General features: G+C 67.2%; 15 protein-coding genes. 8 read left to right on the top strand and 7 right to left on the bottom strand.

Going from position 1 to position 24,145, the window contains the following annotated elements; all coding sequences use genetic code 11:
- Nucleotides 1-18: 18 nt before the first annotated feature.
- Both WJ542_RS16060 and WJ542_RS16055 read right to left on the bottom strand, forming a co-directional pair.
- Complete coding sequence (locus tag WJ542_RS16060; protein WP_411190198.1) at nucleotides 19-4,209, bottom strand: FtsK/SpoIIIE family DNA translocase; 4,191 nt, start codon at nucleotides 4,207-4,209, stop codon at nucleotides 19-21.
- Between the two features lie 191 nt (nucleotides 4,210-4,400).
- Nucleotides 4,401-4,958 carry an META domain-containing protein gene (locus tag WJ542_RS16055; protein WP_411190584.1) on the bottom strand — a complete coding sequence of 186 codons (558 nt, stop codon included), beginning with the start codon at nucleotides 4,956-4,958 and terminating at the stop codon, nucleotides 4,401-4,403.
- Nucleotides 4,959-5,281: 323 nt separating this feature from the next.
- Here WJ542_RS16055 and purT point away from each other — a divergent pair, with 323 nt between their 5' ends.
- The 5 genes from purT (at nucleotide 5,282) to WJ542_RS16030 (ending at nucleotide 12,054) form a co-directional block, all read left to right on the top strand.
- Nucleotides 5,282-6,520, top strand: a complete 1,239-nt coding sequence (gene purT / locus WJ542_RS16050; protein WP_411190583.1) for a formate-dependent phosphoribosylglycinamide formyltransferase — start codon at nucleotides 5,282-5,284, stop codon at nucleotides 6,518-6,520.
- Nucleotides 6,521-6,547: 27 nt separating this feature from the next.
- Complete coding sequence (locus WJ542_RS16045) at nucleotides 6,548-6,934, top strand: MliC family protein (RefSeq protein ID WP_411190197.1); 387 nt, start codon at nucleotides 6,548-6,550, stop codon at nucleotides 6,932-6,934.
- Nucleotides 6,935-7,059: 125 nt separating this feature from the next.
- A complete protein-coding gene (locus WJ542_RS16040; protein ID WP_411190195.1) occupies nucleotides 7,060-8,706 on the top strand; it encodes an acetolactate synthase large subunit in 1,647 nt (548 codons plus the stop codon).
- Between the two features lie 17 nt (nucleotides 8,707-8,723).
- The gene (locus WJ542_RS16035; protein WP_411190193.1) at nucleotides 8,724-10,160 is read left to right on the top strand and encodes an aldehyde dehydrogenase family protein; all 1,437 of its coding nucleotides are present in this window, start codon (nucleotides 8,724-8,726) and stop codon (nucleotides 10,158-10,160) included.
- Between the two features lie 418 nt (nucleotides 10,161-10,578).
- On the top strand, nucleotides 10,579-12,054 hold the full coding sequence (locus tag WJ542_RS16030; RefSeq protein ID WP_411190191.1) for a DEAD/DEAH box helicase: 1,476 nt from the start codon (nucleotides 10,579-10,581) through the stop codon (nucleotides 12,052-12,054).
- An 85-nt stretch (nucleotides 12,055-12,139) separates the two neighbouring features.
- On the opposite strand, the gene gluQRS is transcribed toward WJ542_RS16030, so the two are convergent.
- Together gluQRS and WJ542_RS16020 are read right to left on the bottom strand one after the other, a co-directional pair.
- On the bottom strand, nucleotides 12,140-13,072 hold the full coding sequence (gluQRS, locus tag WJ542_RS16025; protein ID WP_411190189.1) for a tRNA glutamyl-Q(34) synthetase GluQRS: 933 nt from the start codon (nucleotides 13,070-13,072) through the stop codon (nucleotides 12,140-12,142).
- A 13-nt stretch (nucleotides 13,073-13,085) separates the two neighbouring features.
- The gene (locus WJ542_RS16020) at nucleotides 13,086-13,970 is read right to left on the bottom strand and encodes a sulfurtransferase (RefSeq protein WP_411190187.1); all 885 of its coding nucleotides are present in this window, start codon (nucleotides 13,968-13,970) and stop codon (nucleotides 13,086-13,088) included.
- Nucleotides 13,971-14,198: 228 nt separating this feature from the next.
- Here WJ542_RS16020 and dnaE point away from each other — a divergent pair, with 228 nt between their 5' ends.
- Entirely contained in the window at nucleotides 14,199-17,747 is a 3,549-nt protein-coding gene (dnaE, locus tag WJ542_RS16015; protein ID WP_411190185.1) for a DNA polymerase III subunit alpha, read from the top strand.
- Nucleotides 17,748-17,771: 24 nt separating this feature from the next.
- On the opposite strand, the gene WJ542_RS16010 is transcribed toward dnaE, so the two are convergent.
- Nucleotides 17,772-18,605 carry a glycosyltransferase family 2 protein gene (locus WJ542_RS16010; RefSeq protein ID WP_411190183.1) on the bottom strand — a complete coding sequence of 278 codons (834 nt, stop codon included), beginning with the start codon at nucleotides 18,603-18,605 and terminating at the stop codon, nucleotides 17,772-17,774.
- Nucleotides 18,602-19,759, bottom strand: coding sequence for a glycosyltransferase family 2 protein (locus WJ542_RS16005; protein ID WP_411190181.1), 1,158 nt, complete (start codon nucleotides 19,757-19,759; stop codon nucleotides 18,602-18,604). The genes WJ542_RS16010 and WJ542_RS16005 overlap by 4 nt, the downstream gene beginning before the upstream one ends.
- On the opposite strand from WJ542_RS16005, the gene msbA reads away from it, so the two are divergent.
- Nucleotides 19,716-21,500, top strand: a complete 1,785-nt coding sequence (gene msbA / locus WJ542_RS16000) for a lipid A export permease/ATP-binding protein MsbA (RefSeq protein ID WP_411190179.1) — start codon at nucleotides 19,716-19,718, stop codon at nucleotides 21,498-21,500. The genes WJ542_RS16005 and msbA overlap by 44 nt on opposite strands.
- Here the strand turns inward: msbA and WJ542_RS15995 are convergent.
- The gene (locus WJ542_RS15995; protein WP_411190177.1) at nucleotides 21,482-22,573 is read right to left on the bottom strand and encodes a glycosyltransferase family 9 protein; all 1,092 of its coding nucleotides are present in this window, start codon (nucleotides 22,571-22,573) and stop codon (nucleotides 21,482-21,484) included. The two genes, msbA and WJ542_RS15995, sit on opposite strands and share 19 nt — an antisense overlap.
- A gap of 282 nt (nucleotides 22,574-22,855) precedes the next feature.
- Here WJ542_RS15995 and WJ542_RS15990 point away from each other — a divergent pair, with 282 nt between their 5' ends.
- The gene (locus tag WJ542_RS15990; protein ID WP_411190175.1) at nucleotides 22,856-24,139 is read left to right on the top strand and encodes an O-antigen ligase family protein; all 1,284 of its coding nucleotides are present in this window, start codon (nucleotides 22,856-22,858) and stop codon (nucleotides 24,137-24,139) included.
- Nucleotides 24,140-24,145: the final 6 nt, after the last annotated feature.

Raw genomic sequence — 24,145 nt, 5'->3', positions numbered from 1 at the left:
GCACGCCGCTATGAACGCTTATTCCGGCTGGCCGGGCACGAGCACCTCGCGGCTGCCGTTGATGCCCATCGGCGAGACGAGCCCCGCCGCTTCCATCTGCTCGACGAGGCGCGCCGCGCGGTTATAGCCGATGCGCAGTTGCCGTTGCACCGACGAAATCGACGCGCGCCGCGTGCGCACGACGAAGGCGACGGCCTCGTCGTAGAGCGGATCGGCTTCGGCCTCGGGGGCGTCGCCAAAGAGGTCCTGCGGCGAGCCTTCGCTGGCGGGGCCGTCGAGGATGCCTTCCACGTACTCCGGCTCGCCGAACTGCTTCAGGTACTCGACCACGGCGTGCACTTCCTCGTCGGCCACGAACGCGCCATGCACGCGCTGCGGATAGCCCGTGCCGGGCGGCAGGAACAGCATGTCGCCCTGGCCTAGCAGCGATTCGGCACCCATCTGGTCGAGGATCGTGCGCGAGTCGATCTTCGAGGACACCTGGAACGCCACGCGCGTCGGAATGTTGGCCTTGATGAGGCCCGTGATGACGTCCACGGAAGGGCGCTGGGTCGCGAGGATCAGGTGGATGCCCGCGGCGCGCGCCTTCTGCGCGAGACGCGCGATCAGTTCTTCGATCTTCTTGCCGGCCACCATCATGAGGTCGGCGAGCTCGTCGATCACGACCACGATCATCGGCAGCGGCGAGAGCGGCTCGGGAGCGTCGGGCGTGAGCGAGAACGGATTGCCGATCTTCTTCTCCTGGGCCTCGGCGTCGCGGATCTTCTGGTTGAAGCCCGCGAGGTTGCGCACGCCCACGGCCGACATCAGCCGGTAGCGCTTTTCCATTTCGCCCACGCACCAGTTGAGCGCGTTGGCGGCGAGCTTCATGTCGGTGACCACGGGTGCGAGCAGATGCGGAATGCCTTCGTAGACCGAAAGCTCCAGCATCTTCGGATCGATCATGATGAGCCGCACGTCCTCGGGCGTCGCCTTGTAGAGGAGCGAGAGGATCATCGCGTTGATCGCGACGGACTTGCCCGAGCCCGTCGTGCCCGCAACGAGCATGTGCGGCGCCTTGGCGAGGTCGGTGACGATCGGATGGCCGACGATGTCCTTGCCCATCGCGAGCGTGAGTCTCGACTGCGAGCGCTCGTAGGGCACCGATTCGAGTATCTCCGAGAGGCGGATCGTCTGGCGGCGCGCGTTGGGCAATTCGAGGCCCATGCAGGTCTTGCCGGGAATCGTTTCGACGACGCGGATCGACGTGAGGCCGAGGCCGCGCGAGAGATCCTTCATGAGGCCGACGATCTGGCTGCCGCGCACGCCGAGCGCGGGCTCGACTTCGAAGCGGGTAATGACCGGGCCCGCCGAGGCGCCGACCACCGTGACCGGCACCTTGAACTCCTGGAGACGCTGCTCGATGAGCTGGCTCGTTTCGGCGAGCTTCTGCTCGGAAACGGGCTCGATTTCCGACGACGCGCGTTCCAGCAGGTCGAGGCCCGGCAGATCGACGGCGGAGGCCGCGAGCGGCTGGAATTCGAAGCTCGCCGGCGCGTGGCCGCGTACTGGCTGCCGCGAGGCGAGGTCGGGCGCGGGGGCGGCGGCAGGTGCGATGGACACGATGGGGGCGACCGGCGGCGGCTCGATGAATGCCGATGGCGTGTCCGGTGCGGTCAGCGGCTGTACCTGCACGGTGACGGGAGCCGGGTCCCAGGGCGCGACGGGCGGGAGCCCGGTTGCCGCAAAGGCGGGCGCCGAGAGTGCCGGAGCAGTCTGCGCGTGAGCGATAGCCGGCGCGATAAACGCGATGTCCGGCGCTTTGGCTACGGGCGACGTGGGTTCGGCGTTCTCGGGACCGGGGTCGTGCGTTTCGGCGAGCGAGGGTGCAGGGACTTCGGCGGGAGGCGGCGCCGTCACTTGCCAGTCAAACGTGTTCGCACCGATCACGTCTGATGCAACGTGCGGCGCGGTTGGCGTGACGGTAGCGGTCGGTTGAGCGTCATCGGCCATGCGCGGGAAGCGCACGATATTCGAACCGTCCGACGTCGCTCTTTCAGGCGCGGGGGCGATCCGGACCGCCGGTTCGGCCTCTGTGTCTTCATCGATCGCAAACTCGTGGGCGATCGGCGTGGCGTCATGGATGCGTGCTGACTCTGACTGGGCGACCGGCTCCGGCGGGTCTTGCGGAACGGGGTCGAGCGTCTGAACGGCCTCCTCGGCGGGCTCGGATGCGGACGGCGCGTCGTCGTCCAGCAGGATCCACGGCGCGAGGCCATGCTCGTTTCCGGACCACGCTGGTTCGACGAATTCGGGGGGCGGCGTCTCAGCCGCTTGTGCGGCGGCCGCCAATGGCGCGAGTGGCGGAGTCGGCGCGTCGGCCTGTGCCGTTTCGGGCACAAGAAGCGCATCGTGGATCGACACCGGCACGTTCTCGTGCGCTGCGAGCGAGGGGATTGTGTTGGCGGTGGCCGTGTCGGCGCTCGCGGCGACACTTTCTCGCGGCTCGTCAGGCGTGGGTGCGCCGGACGCGGGTGCGGCGTCGGCCGGGACAGCGGGCAAGTCAGGGACGAACGATGGCGCTGCCTCGAAAGACGGCATAACGGGTACCGCCGCCATGCTTTGTGCGCCGATGCCCGGGAGTGCGTCGGGCGCAAGCGCAGGGTGATCTCGCCATACGGGCACCGGGCGTTCGGTTGGCACGTGGGCTTCGACGGCGGCAGACGCTGACGATGGCGCGGCCACGGGCGCTTCGGCCATGGGCTCCGGCGCGGCCACCGCGGGCCGTGCGTCGTGCCTGCTGATGTCGTCCGCAACCGCAGCGGCGTTTCTCGCCCCTGCCGTGCTTTCGTCCATGCCGTTGCGCCGCGCGAGGCTCGCGCCGGCGAGCTGTGTCCAGCGCGCGGCGTTTTCCTCGATCGAGCGCAGCGTTTCGAGCACGCTTGTCGGGAGCGGCTCGCGCGCATCGGACGGCGCCGGGGCCGCGGGGCGCGGCGAGAGCGGAGTGGCCGTGTGCATGCGTGCCGCCAGCGAGCCGGTGGGCGCCCGCGTTACGTTGCGCGTGGACGGTGTCGGCCAGACGAACGGACGCGGGGGCTTCGGCCGCGGCGCGAGCGGCGCGCTGGCCGCCGCGCGTGCGGCCGTGCTGCCCGCGACCGGCGGCGGAGCGCTGCGGCGCGTCGGCGCCGGGCTGGCGAACGGCGAAATCAGCGGATCGAGCGCCGTGGCGGTCGTGGCGGCAAAGCCGCGCGCGGCTGCGCTGGCGGCTGCGGCAGCCTGCGCCTGCTGTACTGCCGCCGATGCCGATGACGCAATCGGGCGCGCGCCCGGCAGGGGGGTACGGGCCGTGTCGGCGCGCCAATCGGCCAGACCCGCGGTCTGGTTCGTGGTTGGCCGGACCGGTGCTGGCGCGGCGGGCGGTATCCCGGGCGGCGCGGGGGGCGTCGCCGGTCGGCGCGCGTCGAAAGGCGACGCGGTCGACGCAGCGGTCCGTGCCGCAGTGGTCACCGGTTCGCCTAGCCATCCGTCGGGCACGATCGGTTCGGTACGCGACAATGCAGGCGTCGCGCGGGCGTTGCCCGGGAGGCTCGGTTCGGCGCGCCAGGTGGCTGGCGCCGGGCGCTCCGGCGCGTTATTCGTGTTACTCGCGCTAGCCGCTCCCGTCACGGAGGCCGGCGTGGCGCGCGCGCCGGCCGCGGGCGGCCGCCACGCAGTCGGTCGCCGGCGGCGCGAACCGTCCAGCGTGGGCTGCGTATCGAGGGTGTTCACGCCTGCCATGCCTTGTGGCACACCAGGCTCGTCGGGAACTGCACGGCGGCTGCGCGGCGCGGCGGCGCTGTCGCCGTCCCGGCGGCGTGCGCGCAGGTTCAGGCCGAGCCCGAGCGACAGGTCCGCCCAGACCAGTACATCGCGCCAATGAAAATCGATGAACCAGGGCAGGCTAACGAGGAAGAGGCCCGTCATGGCGAGCGCCATGCCCGCGCGGCCGGCGAGCCTGCCGGGCCACGACGCGAGCGCATGCCCGAGCGCGTCGAACCCGGCGACGTCGACGAGCATCGCTTCGAGCGTGCAACTCGCGGCGAGCACGCCGAAAAAGCCGAGCCAGAGCCGGATCGTGCCCGGTCCGCGCAAGCCAGCGCCGCCCGGCAGCGCGGCCCTGACGAGACGCCAGATCAGGGGGACGAACCAGATGGACGAGGCGCCGAACCAGCCAGGAACTACCGTGTGCATGCCAAAGATCTACGTAGGGGAAAAGTGCAACGCGTCGAGTGTAACGTTTCGGCCCGCTCGGGCCGAATCGCGGGCTGCCAAAGCGCCACGTCTACCTCGACGCAAGGGGGGCCGCGCGCCGTCAACCCCGGCGCAAGCGATGAAGCGGTGGCGCTGCCGTGGCATGGCGCCGCTGGCGTCGGGCTGGCCGCTCACTGTCCCGGCTGCCCGGCGCCCGCGTCGCCGGCCGGATGCGTGAAGGTGAGGCGGTCGCCGTTATCGAGGATGACGAAGAGCGCCTGCGGCGCGCGCATCTCCACGCCTGTACGGGAAATATGCGTGAGGGCGTCGAGGTACGCGCCTTCGATGTCGCCGCCCGCGCCAACACATGCCATGCGTGTGGCCGCGAGCGGCCCGAACGAAAGCAGGCCGTTCTTGAGGGTGTAGCTGCCGGAGTAGCGGTTGCAGCCCGAGAAACCGCTTGCGCGGCGCTGGCCGGTGGCCGCCGAGAGATCGAGCGTGATTGCCCGCGCGTTCGGCGCGGCGCTGCTGGCGGCTGCCGAGGCGGCCGACGCGACAGAGGTATCGGCGGCGCCCGGCAGCGCGCGCAGCGTGCCGTCGGCCTTTTTCCACTCGGCGAGTTGCCACTGCGTGTTGTCGAGCAGTTGCGTCGTGGCGGGCGTAAACGGATCGGGCGGCGGCGCGGATGAGTCCTGGTGGACCGGCATCTTGCAGGCGGCCAGCATCAGGGCGGCCCCGAGGGGCACCATGAGGGGCGCCACGCGCGACGCGATCCATCCCGCGTGCAGGCGCACGTTGCGCTCGGAAGGGCGCCCGCCGGGGCGCGCGCTCAAACGGATGGGCATCGCATGGGTCCTCTCGTTCTCGTAAACGGCAAAAAAAGCGGCAAAAAACGGCGAAGGCGTAAGCGTAACGCAGTAGTGGCGCTGCATGCGAGCGCAAACGTTGAATCGCGTGCGTCTGCGCGGCTTTTCGGGTTCGCGCGCATGCACCGTGACGGCCGGGTCGCATGTTAACATCGGCGCTCTTTCGCATCGTGCAACACCGTCATTCCGGAGACATCATGGAGACCCTGCAAACGGCGCAACGCATCGGCACGCCGCTTTCCGCCTCGGCCACGCGCGTCATGCTGCTCGGCGCCGGCGAACTGGGCAAGGAAGTGATCATCGCGCTGCAGCGCCTCGGCGTCGAAGTGATTGCCGTGGACCGCTACGAGAACGCGCCGGGACATCAGGTCGCGCATCGCGCGCACGTGATTGACATGGCCGATCCGCAGGCGCTGCGCGCACTCATCGACGCCGAGCGTCCGCACCTCGTCGTGCCCGAGATCGAGGCGATCGCCACCGACGCGCTCGCGGCGGTCGAATCCGAAGGCGTGGCCGAAGTGATTCCCACCGCGCGCGCCACGCAGCTCACGATGAACCGCGAGGGCATCCGGCGCCTCGCCGCCGAGGAACTCGGCCTGCCCACGTCGCCGTACGCGTTCGCCGACTCGCTCGACGAACTGAAGGCGGGCATCGCGAAGGTGGGCTATCCGTGCGTGGTGAAGCCGGTGATGTCGTCGTCGGGCAAGGGGCAGTCGGTGGTGAAGAGCGAAGCCGACGTGGAGCGGGCATGGCAGTACGCGCTCGCGGGCGCCCGCGTGAATCGCGGCCGCGTGATCGTCGAGGGCTTCATCAACTTCGACTACGAGATCACCTTGCTCACCGTGCGCGCGATCGACCCCGCGAGCGGCCTGGTTCAGACGTATTTCTGCGATCCGATCGGCCATCTGCAGGTGGACGGCGACTACGTGGAATCGTGGCAGCCGCAGCCGATGAGCGCGAAGGCCCTGGAGCGTTCGCGCGAGGTTGCGCACAAGGTCACTGCGGCGCTGGGCGGGCGCGGTCTCTTCGGCGTAGAGCTGTTCGTGCGCGGCGACGATGTGTGGTTCTCGGAAGTGAGCCCGCGTCCGCACGATACGGGGCTCGTCACGCTCGCGTCGCAGCGCTTTTCGGAGTTCGAGCTGCATGCGCGCGCGATCCTCGGCCTGCCCGTCGACACGACGGCGCGTGCGCCGGGCGCCTCGGCGGTGATCTACGGCGGGCTCGAAGCGCGCGGCATCGCTTTCGAAGGGGTGGCGCAGGCGCTGGCGGTGCCGGGCGCGGACCTGCGCCTCTTCGGCAAGCCGGAGAGCTTCGTCAAGCGCCGCATGGGCGTGGCGCTCGCGAGCGGCGCTGATATCGACGAGGCGCGCACGCGTGCCCGCGCCGCGGCGGCGGCCGTGCGGCCCGTACCGGCCAAGGCAGTCGAGGCGGCGGATCTCCCCTGAGGAAAGCGGTCACACCTGGAGGACACGATGAGAATCGCCCCGTTTGCCGCCCGTACGGTCCACGCCGCGCTGCTGGCCGTCGCTGGCCTCGCCGCTGCCGCGGCAGTTTCCGCCGCGCCGTTGAGCGTAGGCGAGATCCAGACGCAGATGCGCCACACGTACAGCTACACCTGCGCGAACGGCAAGACCTTCAAGGTTTCCTACCTCAACGCGAAGAACGGCCAGAGCTTCGCGGTCGTGCCGGTGGCGGGGCGCAGCCTGCTGTTCGTCGCCACCCTCGCGGCTTCGGGCGTGAAGTACCAGGCCGATCGCTATACGTGGTGGACCAAGGGCCCGCGCGCCGATCTCTACGACGCGATGGCGGGCGAAAACGCCGCGCCCGTGCTCGCGGGCTGCGCGACGATCATGCGCTAGGCGCGCCCCTGCCGCCGCAGCCCGCGCTCCGCGGGCACCGGCGCCTCGCTGCCCGCGTCACGGCGGAAAATCCTCGACGGTAGTACGCTGTCGGGCATTGTCTGTCCCCGTTCGCGAGGTAGTCGATGAAGGCATCGGATCTGTTCGTCAAAGCGCTCGAGGCCGAAGGCGTCGAGTACGTGTTCGGGATTCCCGGCGAGGAAAACCTCGATCTGCTCGAATCGCTGCGGCGCTCGAACATCCGCCTGATCGTCACGCGCCACGAGCAGGCCGCCGGTTTCATGGCCGCCACCTACGGGCGGCTCACCGGCCGCACCGGCGTATGTCTCGCCACGCTCGGCCCCGGCGCGACCAATTTCGTCACGGCCGCGGCCTACGCGCAGCTCGGCGGCATGCCGATGCTGATGGTCACGGGGCAAAAGCCCATCAAGTCGAGCAAGCAGGGCCACTTCCAGATCGTCGACGTCGTGCGCATGATGGAGCCGCTCACGAAGTACGCGCGCCAGATCGTCTCCATCGGCAATATCCCGGCGCTTGTGCGCGAGGCGTTTCGCCAGGCGGAGCAGGAGCGTCCGGGCGCCGTGCATCTGGAGCTGCCCGAGGACGTGGCCGACGAAGAGGGCGACGGCAAGCCCATCCCGAAGAGCTATAGCCGCCGGCCGGTTGCCGAGGAAAAGGCCGTCGCGCATGCGGTGGCGGCGATCTGCTCGGCGCGCTATCCCGTTCTCATGATCGGCGCGGGCGGCAACCGCAAGACCACGCGCAACGTGCTGCGCGAGCTGGTGGACGCCACCGGCATCCCGTTCTTCACCACGCAGATGGGCAAGGGCGTGATCGACGAATCGCACCCGCTGTGGCTCGGCAACGCCACGCTTTCCGACGGCGACTTCGTCCACCGCGCGATCGAGCATGCCGACTGCATCATCAACGTCGGCCACGACGTCATCGAAAAACCGCCGTTCTTCATGCGCAGCTCCGATGCGAGGACCGTGATCCACGTGAACTTTCTCGGCGCGGAAGTCGATCCGGTGTACTTCCCGCAGATCGAGGTGGTGGGCGACATCGCCAACGCCGTGTGGCAGATGAAGGAGAGCCTGAAGACGCGCGAACACGCGTGGGACTTCACGCGCTTCGAGGAAATCAAGCGCCATTTCGACGCCCATCTCGCCAAGGGGCAGCACGATCCGCGCTTTCCGATCTATCCCGTGCGGCTCGTGCACGACGTCTACGAGACCATGCCCGAGGACGGCATCCTGTGCCTCGACAACGGCATGTACAAGATCTGGTTCGCGCGCTACTACCGCGCCCACGAGCCGAATTCGCTGCTGCTCGACAACGCGCTCGCCTCGATGGGCGCGGGGTTGCCTTCGGCGATCGCCACGAAGATCGTGCATCCCGAGCGGCGCGTGATGGCCGTGTGCGGCGACGGCGGTTTCATGATGAACTCCCAGGAGCTGGAGACGGCCGTGCGCCTGAAGCTCGACCTCGTCGTGCTGCTGTTGCGCGACGACGCGTTCGGCATGATCCGCTGGAAGCAGGAAAACATGAACTTCCCCGATTACGGCATGACGCTGCAGAACCCGGACTTCGTCGCCTACGCGCAGAGCTACGGTGCGTTCGGCCACCGCGTGCAGGCCGCGGACGAGCTCGCGCCGCTTCTCGAACAGTGCTTCGCGACGCCGGGCGTGCATGTGATCGACGTGCCGATCGACTACACCGACAACGAGCGCGTGCTGAACCGCGAGATCAAGCGGCTTTCCGCGCAGCTCTGACTTCACGGAGCCCCGTCATGCTGAAACCGACCTACCCGTACTATCTCGCGAACGTCGCGGTAGCGGCGAACACCGACCTCGAAGTCACCGACAAGTACAGCGGCGAGGTCGCCACCCGCGTCGCGCTCGCCGATGCGAAGGCGATCGATCAGGCGATCGCCGCTGCCGAGGCGGCCATGCCCGCGATGCGCGCGTTCCCGCCCTTCAAGCGTCAGGCGGTGCTCGACCACTGCGTCGCGCGCTTTCGCGAACGCTTCGACGAGCTCGCGATGGCGCTGTGCATCGAGGCGGGCAAGCCGATCAACGACTCGCGCGGCGAGGCCACGCGCCTCATCGACACGTTCCGCGTCGCCGCCGAGGAGTCGGTGCGCATCGATGGCGAGATCGTCAACCTCGAAATCTCGGCGCGCGCGAAGGGTTATCACGGCTACGTGAAGCGCGTGCCGATCGGGCCGTGCTCGTTCATCTCGCCGTTCAACTTCCCGCTCAATCTCGCGGCGCACAAGGTCGCGCCCGCGCTCGCGGCCGGCGTGCCGTTCGTGCTCAAGCCCGCTAGCCGCACGCCGGTGGGCGCGCTCATCATCGGCGAGGTGCTGGCGGAAACCGACCTGCCGAAGGGCGCGTTCTCGATCCTGCCGGCCCACCGCGACGGCGCGGATCTTTTCACCACCGACGAGCGCTTCAAGCTGCTCTCATTCACGGGCTCGCCCGCAGTCGGTTGGGACCTGAAGGCGAAGGCGGGCAAGAAGAAGGTGGTGCTGGAGCTGGGCGGCAACGCGGCGGCTGTCGTCGACGCGGACCAGGGCGGCAAGCTCGACTATGTGGTGGATCGACTCGCGTTCGGTGCGTACTACCAATCGGGGCAAAGCTGCATCGGTGTGCAGCGCATTCTCGTGCACGCCTCGATCTACGACGCGCTGCGCGAGAAGCTGATCGCGAAGACGAAGTCGCTGAAAATGGGCGACCCGAAGGACGAAAAGACTTTCGTGGGGCCGATGATCTCGGAGTCGGAGTCGAAACGCCTCGCGGGCTGGATGGAGGCGGCGGTGCTGGCGGGCGCGAAGATCATCGCGGGCGGCAAGGTGGACGGCGCGATGTTCGAGGCGACGCTGCTGGAGAACGTGGGCCGCGACACCGATCTCTACCGCCGCGAGGCGTTCGGACCGGTGGCGATCCTCGAGAGTTTCGACGATTTCGGCGAGGCTTTGAAGGTCGTCAACGACAGCGATTTCGGCCTGCAGGCGGGCGTGTTCACCGATTCGCTCGCGAACGCCCATCGCGCCTGGGACACGCTCGAAGTGGGAGGCGTGGTGATCAACGATATTCCGTCATTTCGCGTCGATAACATGCCATATGGCGGCGTGAAGGATTCGGGGCTGGGGCGCGAGGGTGTGCGCTACGCCATCGAAGACATGACCGAACTGCGGCTGATGGTGATGCGCGAGACGTGGTGAGGGCGCGGGCAGGTCTCGCCGCCGTCCCCTGCGGATATGTGGGGCCTGAACGTGCGCCCGGGCTGGGATGCCGAGGTTGATGCCGGCAGCCCGGAGCACCGCGAAAGCGGTCTGTCGCGCGCTGCCCGTGGGATTCATGTCGCAGTGCTACAATACCGCCCTTTCGGCGGGGGTACGCGTTGCTGCGCCTGTCTGCCTGACGGCCGAGCTGTGAGCGTGAGAAGCACCTTCAAGGTACCCCCGACCTTCGAGGCAATCCCGCGACCACCCCGAGGCCACCCCGGCCGTACGCCGGGTGACCTGCGCCGGGCGTACCACTTGCGACCCCCGGTGACCCGCGGCGACCCGCGATCTGTTGATACGGGTGGCGCAAATGCCACCGCGCCATGCGCCAAAGCGCCTTTATAGCGAAGCCACCATGTCCGACACCGACGTCAAGCCCAGCACTGCGACCTTCGACCAGTTCGGCCTTGCACCTGAAATTCTCAAGGCCATCAAGGACCAGGGCTACACGACGCCTACGCCGATCCAGGCGCAGGCGATTCCTGTCGTGCTCACGGGCCGCGACGTGATGGGCGCCGCGCAGACCGGCACCGGCAAGACCGCGAGCTTCTCGCTGCCGATCATCCAGCGCCTGTTGCCCGGCGCCAGCACGAGCGCCTCGCCCGCACGCCACCCGGTGCGCGCGCTGATCCTCACGCCCACGCGGGAGCTGGCCGACCAGGTCGCCGCCAACGTGCGCTCGTACGCCGTGCACACGCCGCTGCGCAGCGCCGTGGTGTTCGGCGGCGTGGACATGAATCCGCAGTCCGACGAATTGCGCCGCGGCGTCGAGATCCTGATCGCGACGCCGGGCCGTCTGCTCGACCACGTCCAGCAGAAGACCACGAATCTCGGCCAGGTGCAGATGCTCGTGCTCGACGAAGCCGACCGCATGCTCGACATGGGCTTCCTGCCGGACCTGCAGCGCATCATCAACCTGCTGCCGAAGGAGCGTCAGACGCTTCTGTTTTCGGCCACGTTCTCGCCCGAAATCAAGAAGCTCGCCTCGACCTATCTGCGTTCGCCGCAGACCATCGAGGTCGCGCGCAGCAATTCGACGGCCACCAACGTCACGCAGATCGTGTATGAGGTGCCCGAGGGCGACAAGACTGGCGCCGTCGTCCAGCTGATCCGCGATCGCGGCCTGAAGCAGGTGATCGTGTTCTGCAACAGCAAGATCGGCGCGAGCCGTCTCGCGCGCCTGATCGAGAAGCAGGGCATCGTCGCGACGGCGATTCACGGCGACCGTTCGCAGAGCGAGCGCATGCAGGCGCTCGACGCCTTCAAGCGCGGCGAGATCGAGGCGCTCGTCGCGACCGACGTGGCCGCGCGCGGCCTCGACATCGCCGAACTGCCGGCCGTCATCAACTTCGACCTGCCGTTCAACGCGGAAGACTACGTGCACCGTATTGGCCGTACGGGCCGCGCGGGCGCCTCGGGCGACGCGCTCTCGCTGTGCAGCCCGAGCGAGAAGAAGCAGCTTGCCGACATCGAAAAACTCATCAAGCGTCCGCTCACCGTGGAGCGGCTCACCGTCGACACGCCCGTGCCGCATCACGAGAGCGGCAGCCGCGGCCGGCGCGAGCGGGACGGCTACGAAGGACGCGGCGAGCGTGCCGGCCATCGCCGCACGGCGTCGTTCGACCGGCCGCATCACCGCGCGCAGCCGGTCGACGAGTTCTTCCTGAAGCCCTATGAACCGTCGCCGAGCGCGCGCAAGGCCGCCGAAGACCAGCCGGCTGCGAACACCGGCGCGTCGCAGAAACCGCAGTCGAAACAGCCGCTCGCGGCGCTGCTGGGTGGCCTTGGGTCGGCGTGGCGCAACAAGCCTTCGTCGTCTTCGTCGAGCTGACGCGAGGCGTTGAGGGGTAAGGAAACGGCGTGCTTTGGGGCACGCCGTTTTGCATTTCTGGGCGGCGCTTTCAGCATCGCCGCGTTCAGGCCGCAGCGGACCGTTGCGCAAGCCTGCGCCGCCACGCGGCGATCGCATCGGCCTGGAACGCTTCGAGCGACGCTGGCGCCGGATCGTGCAAATCGAGTTCCAGATGCCGTGCGGCCGCAACGAGCGCATCGAGCGGCCGCGACGGGTCGAGCGGTTGCGCGCCAGTCTGCTTTGACAGTTTTTCGCCCTCGGCGTTGGTCACGACCGGCACGTGCAGCCAGGCGGGCGTTGGCACGCCGAGGCACTGCTGCAGCCAGATCTGCCGCGCCGTGGAGTCGAGCAGGTCCGCGCCGCGCACCACGTGCGTGATGCCTTGCTCGGCGTCGTCCACGACCACCGCCAACTGATAGGCCCACTGGCCGTCGGCGCGCAGCAACACGAAGTCGCCGACCTCGGTCGCCAGGTCCTGCGATTGCGGGCCTTGCCAGCGGTCGTCGAAGCGGATCGTGGCATCCGTATCGGCATCGTCCGGCACGCGCAGGCGCCAGGCCCGCGCGCGCTTGCCGTGCAGGCCGTCGCGGCAGGTGCCGGGGTAGATCAGCGTGGTGTTGCGCCGGTGGACGTGAAGTTGCGAATCGGCGATTTCCTTGCGCGTGCAGCCGCAAGGATAAACGTGGCCTGTCGCGAGCAGACGGTCCAGCGCCGCGCGGTAAAGATCGAGGCGCGCGCTCTGCCAGGCGGGCGCCTCGTCGGGGTGAAAGCCGAAGCGTTCGAGCGTCGCGAGAATGTCCTCGGCGGCGCCGGGTACCGTGCGTGGCTCGTCGATGTTCTCGATTCGCACGAGCCACGCGCCGCTATGTGCGCGCGCGTCGAGCCAGCTCGCGAGCGCCGAGACGAGCGAGCCGAAGTGCAGCGGGCCGGTGGGCGAGGGCGCGAAGCGGCCGCGGTACGTGCGATGGGAGCCGCTGCCTGCCGCCGTCACGCTCATGCCAACCCGGGCTTCACGCCGCCGCGTCGGCTTGTGCCGTTGCGCCGCCCTCATTGCGCGCCGGATGGCACGCCGGGCAGCTCTTGCCCGCGACGTAGAGCGACGAAGCCTGCTCGGCCGGCGTGACGATGGCGCGGCACGCAAAGCACTGCACCGTGTCGGTCGGTTCGAGCTCGGGGTTGAGCGCGGTGCGCTGGTCGAATACGAAGCAGTCGCCCGTGTAGTGCGCGCCGCCCACTTCCTCGAAATACTTGAGAATGCCGCCTTCGAGTTGATAGACGCTCTCGATCCCCACTTCCTTCATATGGATCGCGGCCTTTTCGCAGCGAATGCCGCCCGTGCAGAACGACACCACCGTCTTGCCTTCCAGATCCGCGCGGTTCGCCTCGATCACGCCGGGGAATTCGCTGAACTTGCTGATGCGGTAGTCGAGCGCACGCTCGAACGTGCCGACATCCACCTCGAAGGCATTGCGCGTATCGAGCATCACGACGGGGCGGCCTTCGTCGTCATGGCCGCGGTCGAGCCAGGTCTTGAGCGTGGCGGGCGCGACCGACGGCGCGCGACCCTCTTCGGGACGGATCGCGGGCTTCTTCATCGTGATGATCTCGCGCTTCAGGCGCACGAGCATGCGATTGAAGGGGCGGGTATCCGAGAAGCTTTCCTTGAACCGGAGCGTCGCGAACTTGCCTTCGAACAGCGGGTCGTGGTTGATGTAATCCATGAACGTGCGAACGGCAGCTTCCTCGCCGGCGACGAACAGGTTGATGCCTTCCGGCGCGAGCAGGATCGTGCCCCGCAAATCGAGCGACTTGCAGCGATCGAGGACTTGCGGGCGCCACTCGGCGGTCTTGTCGAGCGTCGCGAACTGGTAGGCGGAGAGATTGAGAATGGGCATGGCTTGAACCGGTAAAACCCGCCCGCCTGAAATCCGCGTTGGGGCGGCTTTGGACTTGCGTAAGGCGGCGGGCGCAATCCGCTATTATCCCTCAAGCGGGAACCCGGGGCGCCCGGCGGCGGTGCGAGCGTTTGACGCGGCAGCGAGTGCGGCGTTGAAACACCAGGTCCGTTGGCCCGTTTCACTGGACCGTCTTGCCACCGGAATTCGCGCGAGGCAGGCGTTACAATGACGTCCATGTCAGATCCCCGCTTCGTTCATCTTCGCGTCCACTCCGAATTCTCGATTGCCGACGGCATCGTGCGCCTTGACGACCTCGTCAAGGCTGCGGCCAAAGACGGCCAGGGGGCGCTCGCACTCACCGACCTCGGCAACGCGTTCGGCCTCGTCCGTTTCTATCAGGAAGCGCGCGGCAAAGGGGTCAAACCCATCGCCGGCTGCGACGTCTGGGTCATGAATCCGGACGACCGCGACAAGCCATCGCGTCTGCTGCTGCTCGTGAAGGACAAGCGCGGTTATCTGAATCTGTGCGAGCTGCTTTCGAAGGCGTGGCTCACGAACCAGTACCGGGGCCGCGCCGAGGTGGACGTCGCGTGGCTGGAAGCGGGACTGGGAGAAGGGCTGCTCGCGCTTTCGGGCGCGCAGCAGGGCGACATCGGCCTCGCGCTCGCGGCGGGCAACGTCGAAAGCGCGAAGCGCCATGCGCAGCGCTGGGCGAACCTTTTCCCGAACGGCTTCTATGTCGAACTGCAACGCTGCGGGCAGCCCGGCGGCGAGCAGTATGTCCAGCAGGCCGTGGCAATTGCGGCGGAACTGAAGCTGCCCGTGGTCGCCACGCATCCCATGCAGTTCATGGAAGGTGACGAGTACACGGCGCACGAAGCGCGCGTGTGTATTTCCGAAGGCGACATTCTCGCGAATCCGCGCCGCCAGAAGCGCTTCACCACCGACCAGCGCTTCCAGACCCAGGAAGAAATGGCCGTGCTCTTTGCGGACATTCCGTCGGCGGTCGCGAACACGGTCGAGATCGCGAAGCGCTGCAATCTCAAGCTCGAACTCGGCAAGCCGAAGCTGCCGCTGTTCCCGACGCCCGACGGCATGTCGCTCGACGACTACCTCGTGCAGCTTTCGAAAGAGGGCCTCGAAAAGCGCCTCGTACAGCTTTATCCGAACGAAGCCGGGCGCGAGAGCGAACGCGCGCGCTATTACGAGCGCCTCGATTTCGAGTGCAAGACCATCATCAAGATGGGCTTCCCGGGCTACTTCCTGATCGTCGCGGACTTCATCAACTGGGCGAAGAACAACGGCGTGCCGGTGGGGCCGGGCCGGGGCTCGGGCGCGGGCTCGCTCGTCGCCTACGCGCTTGGCATTACCGACCTCGATCCGCTGCGCTACAACCTGCTGTTCGAGCGCTTCCTGAATCCGGAGCGCGTGTCGATGCCCGACTTCGACATCGACTTCTGCCAGCACGGGCGCGACCGCGTCATTCAGTACGTGAAGGAGAAGTACGGCGCCGACGCGGTCTCGCAGATCGCCACCTTCGGCACGATGGCCGCGAAGGCGGCCGTGCGCGACATCGGCCGCGTGCTCGACCTCGGCTACAACTTCACCGACGGCGTGGCGAAGCTGATCCCGTTCAAGCCGGGCAAGCACGTCACCATCGCGGACGCGATGAAGGAAGAGCCGCTTCTGCAGGAGCGCTACGACAACGAAGACGAAGTGCACCAACTGCTCGACCTCGCGCAGCGCGTGGAAGGGCTCACGCGTAACGTGGGCATGCACGCGGGCGGCGTGCTGATCGCGCCGGGCAAGCTCACCGACTTCTGCCCGCTCTACACACAGGGCGACGAAAGCGGCGTGGTGAGCCAGTACGACAAGGACGACGTGGAAGCCGTCGGCCTCGTGAAGTTCGACTTTCTGGGCCTGACCACGCTCACGATTCTCGACTGGGCCGAGCGCTATATCCGCATGCTCGACCCGTCGAAGCAGGACTGGTCGCTCGCCCAGGTGCCACTCGACGACGCGGCCTCGTTCCAGATCCTCAAGAAAGCGAATACGGTCGCCGTGTTCCAGTTGGAAAGCCGCGGCATGCAGGGCATGCTGAAGGACGCCCAGCCCGACCGCTTCGAGGACATCATCGCGCTCGTGGCCTTGTACCGTCCGGGCCCGATGGACCTGATCCCGAGCTTCTGCGCGCGTAAGCACGGCCGCGAAGTGGTGGAATATCCCGATCCGCGCGTCGAGCCCGTCCTGAAAGAGACCTACGGCATCATGGTCTATCAGGAGCAGGTGATGCAGATGGCGCAGATCATCGGCGGCTACTCGCTCGGCGGCGCGGACTTGCTGCGCCGCGCGATGGGCAAGAAGAAGCCCGAGGAGATGGCCCAGCACCGCGAGATTTTCGCCGAGGGCGCCGCGAAGAACGGCCTCACGCGCGAGAAGGCCGACGAAACCTTCGACTTGATGGAGAAGTTCGCGGGCTACGGCTTCAACAAGTCGCACGCGGCCGCGTATGCGCTGCTCGCCTATCACACGGCATGGCTCAAGGCGCACCATCCGGCCGAATTCATGGCGGCCAATATGTCGCTCGCCATGGACGACACCGACAAGGTGAAGATCCTCTTCGAGGACTGCCTGACGAACAAGATGGTCGTGCTGCCGCCGGACATCAACGCGTCGGCGTACCGCTTCGAGCCGGTAGCCGAGGCGGACGGCTCGCGCTCGCGCACGATCCGCTACGGCCTCGGCGCGATCAAGGGCAGCGGCCAGAGCGCCATCGAAGAAATTCTGCGCGCTCGCGAAGAAGGCGGCCTCTTCAAGGACCTGTTCGACTTCTGCGAGCGCATCGATCGCCGCGTGGTGAACCGCCGCACGATCGAAGCGATGATCCGCGCGGGCGCGTTCGACACGGTGCACGCGAACCGCGCGCAGTTGCTTGCTTCCGTGTCGATGGCGATGGAAGCCGCCGATCAGGCGAGCGCCAATGCCATGCAGGCCGGCCTCTTCGACATGGGCGACGCGCCGCTCGCCGCGCACGAACTCGTCGACGAACCGGCATGGGCCGAAAAGCGCAAGCTCCAGGAGGAGAAGGGCGCGCTTGGTTTCTATCTCTCGGGCCACCTCTTCGATGCGTACAAGGACGAAGTCCGCCGCTTCGTACGCCAGAAGATCGGCGACCTGAAGGAAGGGCGCGACAAGCTCATCGCGGGCGTGATCGCCTCGCTGCGCACGCAGATGACCCAGCGCGGCAAGATGCTGATCGCGCTGCTCGACGACGGCTCCGGCCAGTGCGAAGTGACGGTGTTCAACGAGCAGTACGAGGCGCACAAGGCGCTCTTCAAGGAAGACGAACTGCTCGTCGTGCAGGGCGGGGCGCGCAACGACGCGTTCACGGGCGGCATCCGCTTTACGGTGGATACGGTCATGGATCTGGAGCGCGCGCGCAGCCGCTATGCGCAGGCCGTGAAGCTGCAGATGAACGGCAACGCCGACGCGCACACGTTGCGCGCCGTGCTGGAAGCGCATCGCGCGAAGCCCGACGACACGCTGCCGGCACCGGTGGTCGAGGCGCGCGGACGCGGCGGCTTCGGGCGTGATCGCGGCGAACGCACGCAAGCCGCGATTCCCAACGGGCTCGCCGTCCAGATCGTCTACCGCAACGAGCGCGCCGAGGGCGAGGTGCGCCTCGGCGACGCCTGGCGCGTCAAGCCTAGCGATGACCTGCTCGCAGCGCTGCGAGGCGAGTTCGCCGACAGCTCGATCGAGATCGTTTACTGAGGCAACGGGGTGCCCACGGGGCGTTTATTGCGCCAGTTCGGCAAGGCCCCGCTCAGCGCGCACTGAGCCGTCGGCAATACGTGCCTTGACCCGTTCGTAGTTGGGGCTGGCCTGCGTGCGCGGTTGCTCGCGGTGCCACAGGTGGAAGATTTCGGTGGCATAGGCGCCGAGCTTGCGGTGCACGCCGCAGTTGGCGAGCCGGATCACGAGATCGGCGTCTTCGTGCCCCCAGCCGACGAAGCTGGTGTCGAAGCCGTTCACGCGTTCCAGATCGCTGCGCCATGCGCTCAGGTTGCAGCCCTTGATGCCGCGCCACTTGAACTGCTCGACGACACGCCATTTGCGGTCCGGCAGTTTGACGAGGAGCGGCGCAATCTTGTTGACGTGACCGCCCATGCGCTGCCGCGCCCAGAAGCCGAGTCCCTGGTCGGGCAAAGCCATCTTGCGGTCGATCACCTCGCGCGTAAGCGTTTCGTCGAGCAGAATCCGGCTGCCGGTGACGATGGCGCCCTCGCTCGCGAGCTGCCGGTGCCGCGCGACGAAGTCGTGTTGCGGAACGCAGTCGCCGTCCAGAAAGATCAGGTAGTCGCCGCGCGCTTGCGCAATCCCCTTGTTGCGGATCTCGGCGAGCCGGAAGCCGTCGTCCGGGTGCCATACGTGCTCGATGCGCACGGCAGACGCCTCGGCACAGCGCGCGACCGTTTCGCGCGTCGGATCGCCCGAGCCGTCGTCGGCAACGATGATTTCGTAGTTCGTATCGTTCTGCGCGGCGCAACCGGCCAGCACTCGTTCGAGCGCATCCGGACGGTTATAGGTGCTGACGATCACGGAAACCAGCATGTCGTGCCGCTCGTTCATGGTTTATCCGCGCCTTCGCGGGGCGGCTCGGTTTCGAGCAGCATCAGCTTGAGGTAACGGTAGTACGTGCCTTCGGCGTTTGAAATCGCCAGCACGAGCCCCATCTTGCCGTCGAGGAAGCCGCGCTGGATGATCCACGTGCGCACGAAGGTCCAGAATCCGTGCAGCAGTGCGCGGCCGACGCCGCCACTGCGTTTGCCAGGTTGACCGCGCGCGGCCCGCTGCGTGGCGCCGTAGCTCGAATAGCTGTCGATCTTGCCGAGCACTTCGGAAAAGTCGCGGAAGCTGTAGTGCATCAGCGGCTCGGAGAGCGTGCCGAGGCGTGTGTCGGGCGCGGCGATCACGCGTTCGTGGACGAGATCGTTCGAGAAACGGGCCGCGTCGCGGCGAAAGAGCCGCGTGACGTAATCGGGCGACCAGCCCGAGTGGCGTATCCACTGGCCGCAGTAGTTGGACCGGCGCGGCAGCCGGAACAGGTCGGCGGCGCTTGCTTTCACGCTCGCGAGAATTTCGTCGCGCAGTGCGGGGGGAATGCGTTCGTCGGCGTCGAGCGACAGGATCCAGGGGCCGCGGGCCGCTTCGAGGGCGCGCTGCTTTTGCAGTCCGAAGCCGGGCCAGTCGGTTTCGACGACGGTGGCGCCGAACTCGCGGCAGATTGCCTGGGTGCCGTCGGTGCTGCCCGAGTCGAGCACGACGATTTCGTCGACCCAGCCGTGAACCGACGCAAGGCAGTCCCGAATATCATGGGCTTCGTTTTTAACGATGACGATGACGCTGATCGCATCGATTTTGGCGCTGAATTTGACGCTGTCACTCATCGGTGCTGGGTCGCGGCGGCTCGAAGAAGGGGGCGGATATCGCCGGAAACCGGCTACGGATCGGCCCGGGCGGGGTGAAGGGGGGAGGATCTGGCGGCGCGCCTTTCGTTCCGCTTGCTTCGCGCCGAAGCCGAGCAAGGGAGTATATCCAAAAACGTCGCCGGCACGCGCAGCGCGCCGGGCAGAACCGATGCATCGCCGGTCCGGCCGAGCGTTTACAATGGCGTACCTGTTTGTCCGCCCAGCGTGCGCGTGCCGGCGGACAGCTTCATCCGCATTTTTCGAGGGCATTTTGAGCGAGAAGTCAACCTTGAGCAAGCCGATCGGTTCCGGCACGAAGTCGTCGCCGCTACTGATCGGCCGCCGGCTATGGCCGTACGTGAAGCCCCTCGCCTGGGTGCTTCTCGCGGGTATCCTGGCGATGGCCGTCGTGGCGGCCACGGAGGCCGGCATTCCGGCCCTGCTGAAGCCGCTGCTCGACGACGGCTTCGGCACGCACGGCGCTTCCAGGGCGAAATGGATCGTGCCCGCGGCGATCGTCGGCCTCTCGCTCGTGCGCGGCCTCGCGCAATATGCGTCCGGCTATCTGCTGCAGTACGTCTCGAACCGCGTGCTGCTCTCGCTGCGGCTCAGGATGTTCGAGCGGATGATCCATGCCAGCGTCGGCTTCTTTCAGCGCGAAACGGCGAGCACGGTGATCAACGCGATCGTGTTCGAGGTCAACCAGATTCTTGGTGTGCTGCTCGGCGTGCTGGTCACGATCGTGCGCGATTCGCTCACGGTGGTGTTCCTGCTCGGCTACCTGTTCTATCTGAACTGGCGGCTCACGCTGATCGTCGCGGTGCTGCTGCCCGGCATCGGCTGGCTCGTGAGCAAGATCAACCGGCGTCTGCGACGCCTGAACCGCGAGCATCAGACGTTCACGAACGAGCTGTCGTACATCGTCGAGGAGACGGTGGGCGGGTACAAGGTCGTCAAGGTTCACAACGGCGAGCAGTACGAAAAAGACCGCTTCGGCGCGTTGAGCAAGCGCCTGCGCGGGTACCAGATGCGCATGACGGTCTCGGGCGGGCTCGCGCAGCCGCTCACCCAGTTCCTCGCGTCGATCGCGCTCGCGCTCGTCGTCAGCATTGCGGTCGTGCAGGCGGCGAACGACCAGACGACGGTGGGCGGCTTTGTCGCGTTCGTCACGTCGATGCTGCTCGTGATCTCGCCGCTCAAGCACCTGATCGACGTGAACCAGCCGCTGCAGCGCGGGATGACCGCGGCGGAACTGATCTTCGGGCTGATCGACGAGCCGCCGGAGCCGCCCGGCGGCGGCCTGCCGCTCGAACGGGCGCGCGGCGAGGTGGAGTTCCGCGACGTTTCGTTCGCCTACGGTTCAAGCCATCGCGCGACGCTCGACCACGTATCGTTTCGCGTCAGGCCCGGCGAGATGGTGGCGCTGGCCGGCCCCTCGGGCAGCGGCAAGACGACGCTCGTGAATCTGCTGCCGCGCTTTTTCGATCCGACCGGCGGCAGCGTGTTGGTCGACGGCGTGCCGCTCCCCGAGTACGACATCCATGCGCTGCGCCGGCAGATCGCGATGGTGAGCCAGGACGTGGTGCTGTTCAACGATACGGTCGCCAGCAACGTAGCCTATGGCGAAACGGCGGACCGCGAGCGCGTGAAGCGCGCGCTGCAGGCCGCGAACCTCTGGGAGACGGTTTCGGCGCTACCCGACGGCATGGATACGCTGATCGGCGACAACGGCATGAAATTCTCGGGCGGCCAGCGCCAGCGCCTCGCAATCGCCCGCGCGATCTACAAGGACGCGCCGATCCTGATCCTCGACGAGGCGACGTCGGCTCTCGATTCGGAGTCGGAGCGCCACGTGCAGGCGGCGCTGGAGACGCTCATGCGCGGGCGCACGACGCTCGTGATCGCGCACCGCCTCTCGACGATCGAACGCGCGGACCGCATCCTCGTGATGGATAGCGGGCATATCGTCGAATCCGGCACGCACCAGGAGTTGCTCGAGCACGACGGGCTATACGCGCACCTGCACAAGATCCAGTATCAGCAGAGCGCGGCCTGAGGGCCGTGAGCGGCCAGTTGCCGGAGCGTCGCGTCCATGATCTGGGAGGGCGCGATCGTGTCGACGTTGCCGCCGCCCTGCAGACCGACGGAGTGACACGCGTCGGTCAGACGGAGATAAGGCGGCTCGCGATGCGAGAACAGCGAAACGCTGGGCGTGGCCGTGCTGTGGGCGACATGCATCAGGCCGCCGTCGGCGCCGATAAAAAGGGCTGCGTGCGCAACGACCTCGCGCGCCTGCAGGAACGCCAACTTGCCGGTGAGCGTCTGGATCCGCAGGTTGCCGGGGGCGGCGGCGCAGAGTTGCTGCGCGATTTCCGTGCCGTTGTCCGAGCCGAGCACGACGATGGTTTTCGGTGCGCGCGCGTCGTCGCAGCGGCTCAGCAAAGCGACGAATTCCGGCCAGCGGTGATAAGTACGGTCAGGGTCCACACCGCCTGCGGCGAGCGCGATGAAGGGCTGCGCGGGCAGCAGGCTGCGGACCGATTCGCGCGTCGCGTCGCTGCATGCGAGGTAGGGTTTGCTGATCGCGGCCAGCGTCTCCACGCTGTGGCCGAGCGAGAACACGTCGTTGACGCTCGCATAGCTGAAGCGGGTCTGATTGCGATCGGGACCGTTGAAGTGCTGGTACAGGCAGGCGTAGGGCAGCTTGCCGAAGTACTGCGTCTTCAGGCGGATCGACGGCAGATTGTACTCGGATAGCAGGACGGCGTCGTAGCGGCTCGCATCGACTTCGAGCGGGTCGCCATAGACGTGCCCGAACAGGTCGTCTTCCCTGAAGAGCGGCACGTGCGACGGCAGCGCGAGAAGATCCAGACGAATCCCGCTGTCCTTGAGCAGCGCGCGGCCGGCCAGGTCCATGGTTGCGTCGCCGAAGTTGCGCTTGGCGTAAATCCATAGCACGCGCTGCGAGCGGTCGAGATGCGGGCGCTCGAGCTGCAATTGGCGATGCGCCTTCAGCAGCAGTTGCTTGTGCAGGTATTTTTTCGCAATCTTGAACCGGCTGTTGCGGCTGAGAAACACGTCCGGTTCGTGTGGCACGCCCGCATAGGGAATGACGGTGGAACGGGCCACGGCGTCGTCCAGCCAGCGGGCCGGCGAAAACCATGAAGTGTTCGGACGGGACGGCTGCAACACGGGGCCTTGTTGTTATCCACAGGAAGCCGTGTAGTCTAACATGGTGGCGGCTGCGGCACGGGCACGGGGCGCTTTGGGTGCGCGCCGGCAGGCGTTGCGAACTGGGCGAAGATGAAGGTGCGGGTGCACTATGGGTACAATAACGGGTTCCTCATCCGGCTTCCCACGCATACAGTTTGCGGCGTGAGGCATCACTATTACCGATAATCGCAGTGCGCAATGCCGACACCTGTTACGAATGACTCCCAACGCAGCACGGTGCCCGGCGACTGGCTGACTGCGTTTCTCCTGCTGACTTATCCGGCTTTGGCCATGCTGGTGCATGGCGGTGCGAGCGCCATGACGATCGGCGTGGCGGTCCTTTCTATGGCGGCGCTGTTCCTGCGGCCCGCCGGCACGCCTTATGGTTACGCACGTCCCGAAGGCCTCGGGCTGGCGACCTGCATCGCGCTGATCGTGCCGCTTGCGGCCGTGGCGCTTAGCACGCTGTCGCACGGGCATCCGCTAATCCGGACCTGGGATTCGCCATCCCGCTTTTTGCTGACCATTCTGGTTTTTCTAGTGCTGCGCCGCGCGCCGCAACCGGTGCTCTCGTGGGCGGATCTCTCTTTCACGCTCGGCGCCCTGGCGGCGCTGGCCATTACGCTCGTCATGCCGCGCGACTGGGGCGACGGGCGGGTCGGCAGCGCGTTCCTCAATCCGATTCATTTCGGGGATCTCTCGCTCGCGCTCGGCGTGCTGTCGGCGGTGGCGCTGAACTGGTGGCGCAAGGACAAGGCGTTCGTGCGCGTGCTCAAGATCGCCGGGCTTTTTGCGGGCCTTGCGGCCTCGCTGGTTTCCGGCGCACGCGGCGGTTGGCTCGCGATTCCCATCGTGGCCGTGCTGATCCTGTGGGAGCGCGGCCGCGGCAAGTCGGTTCACTGGAAAGTGCTGATGCCGGTTGCCATTGCCGCGCTGCTGGCACTCGTCTACGGTAGCTCGGGAACGGTGCGCGACCGCATCGACATGATATCGTCCGACCTGACGCAGTACACGCACGGCAACCGTGACACGTCGGTCGGCGTGCGCCTTCAGCTGTACGATGCGGCGTGCGAGCTGATCCGCCAGCATCCGGTGCTGGGCCTCGGCGGCGACGGCTTTCGCGACGCCATGAACTCGCTCGCCCGGCAGGGCGCGCTGACGCCTCTCGCGGCCCAGTTCGGCGAGGGCGAAACGCACAACCAACTGCTGGCCTATCTGGTCAATTACGGCGCGGTGGGCGGTATCGCGCTGCTCGCCATCTACATCGTGCCCGCCGTCTTTTTCGCGAGCCGGCTCAAGTCGGCGTCGGCCACGGCGCGCCGCACGGCGCTGATGGGACTCTCGTTCGTCGTCATGTTCTTTGTTTTCGGCCTGACGGTGGAGACCTTCGACCTGAAAAGCACGGTGTCCTTCTATGCGGGCATGCTGGCCGTTCTGGCGGCGATAGTCGATCGCATGGATATCCTGTCGGACCCTACATAATTCAAA

It is taken from the genome of Paraburkholderia yinzeri (assembly GCF_046581065.1).
Classification (GTDB): Bacteria; Pseudomonadota; Gammaproteobacteria; order Burkholderiales; family Burkholderiaceae; genus Paraburkholderia.
This window is presented reverse-complemented; position numbering and strand designations above follow the sequence as displayed.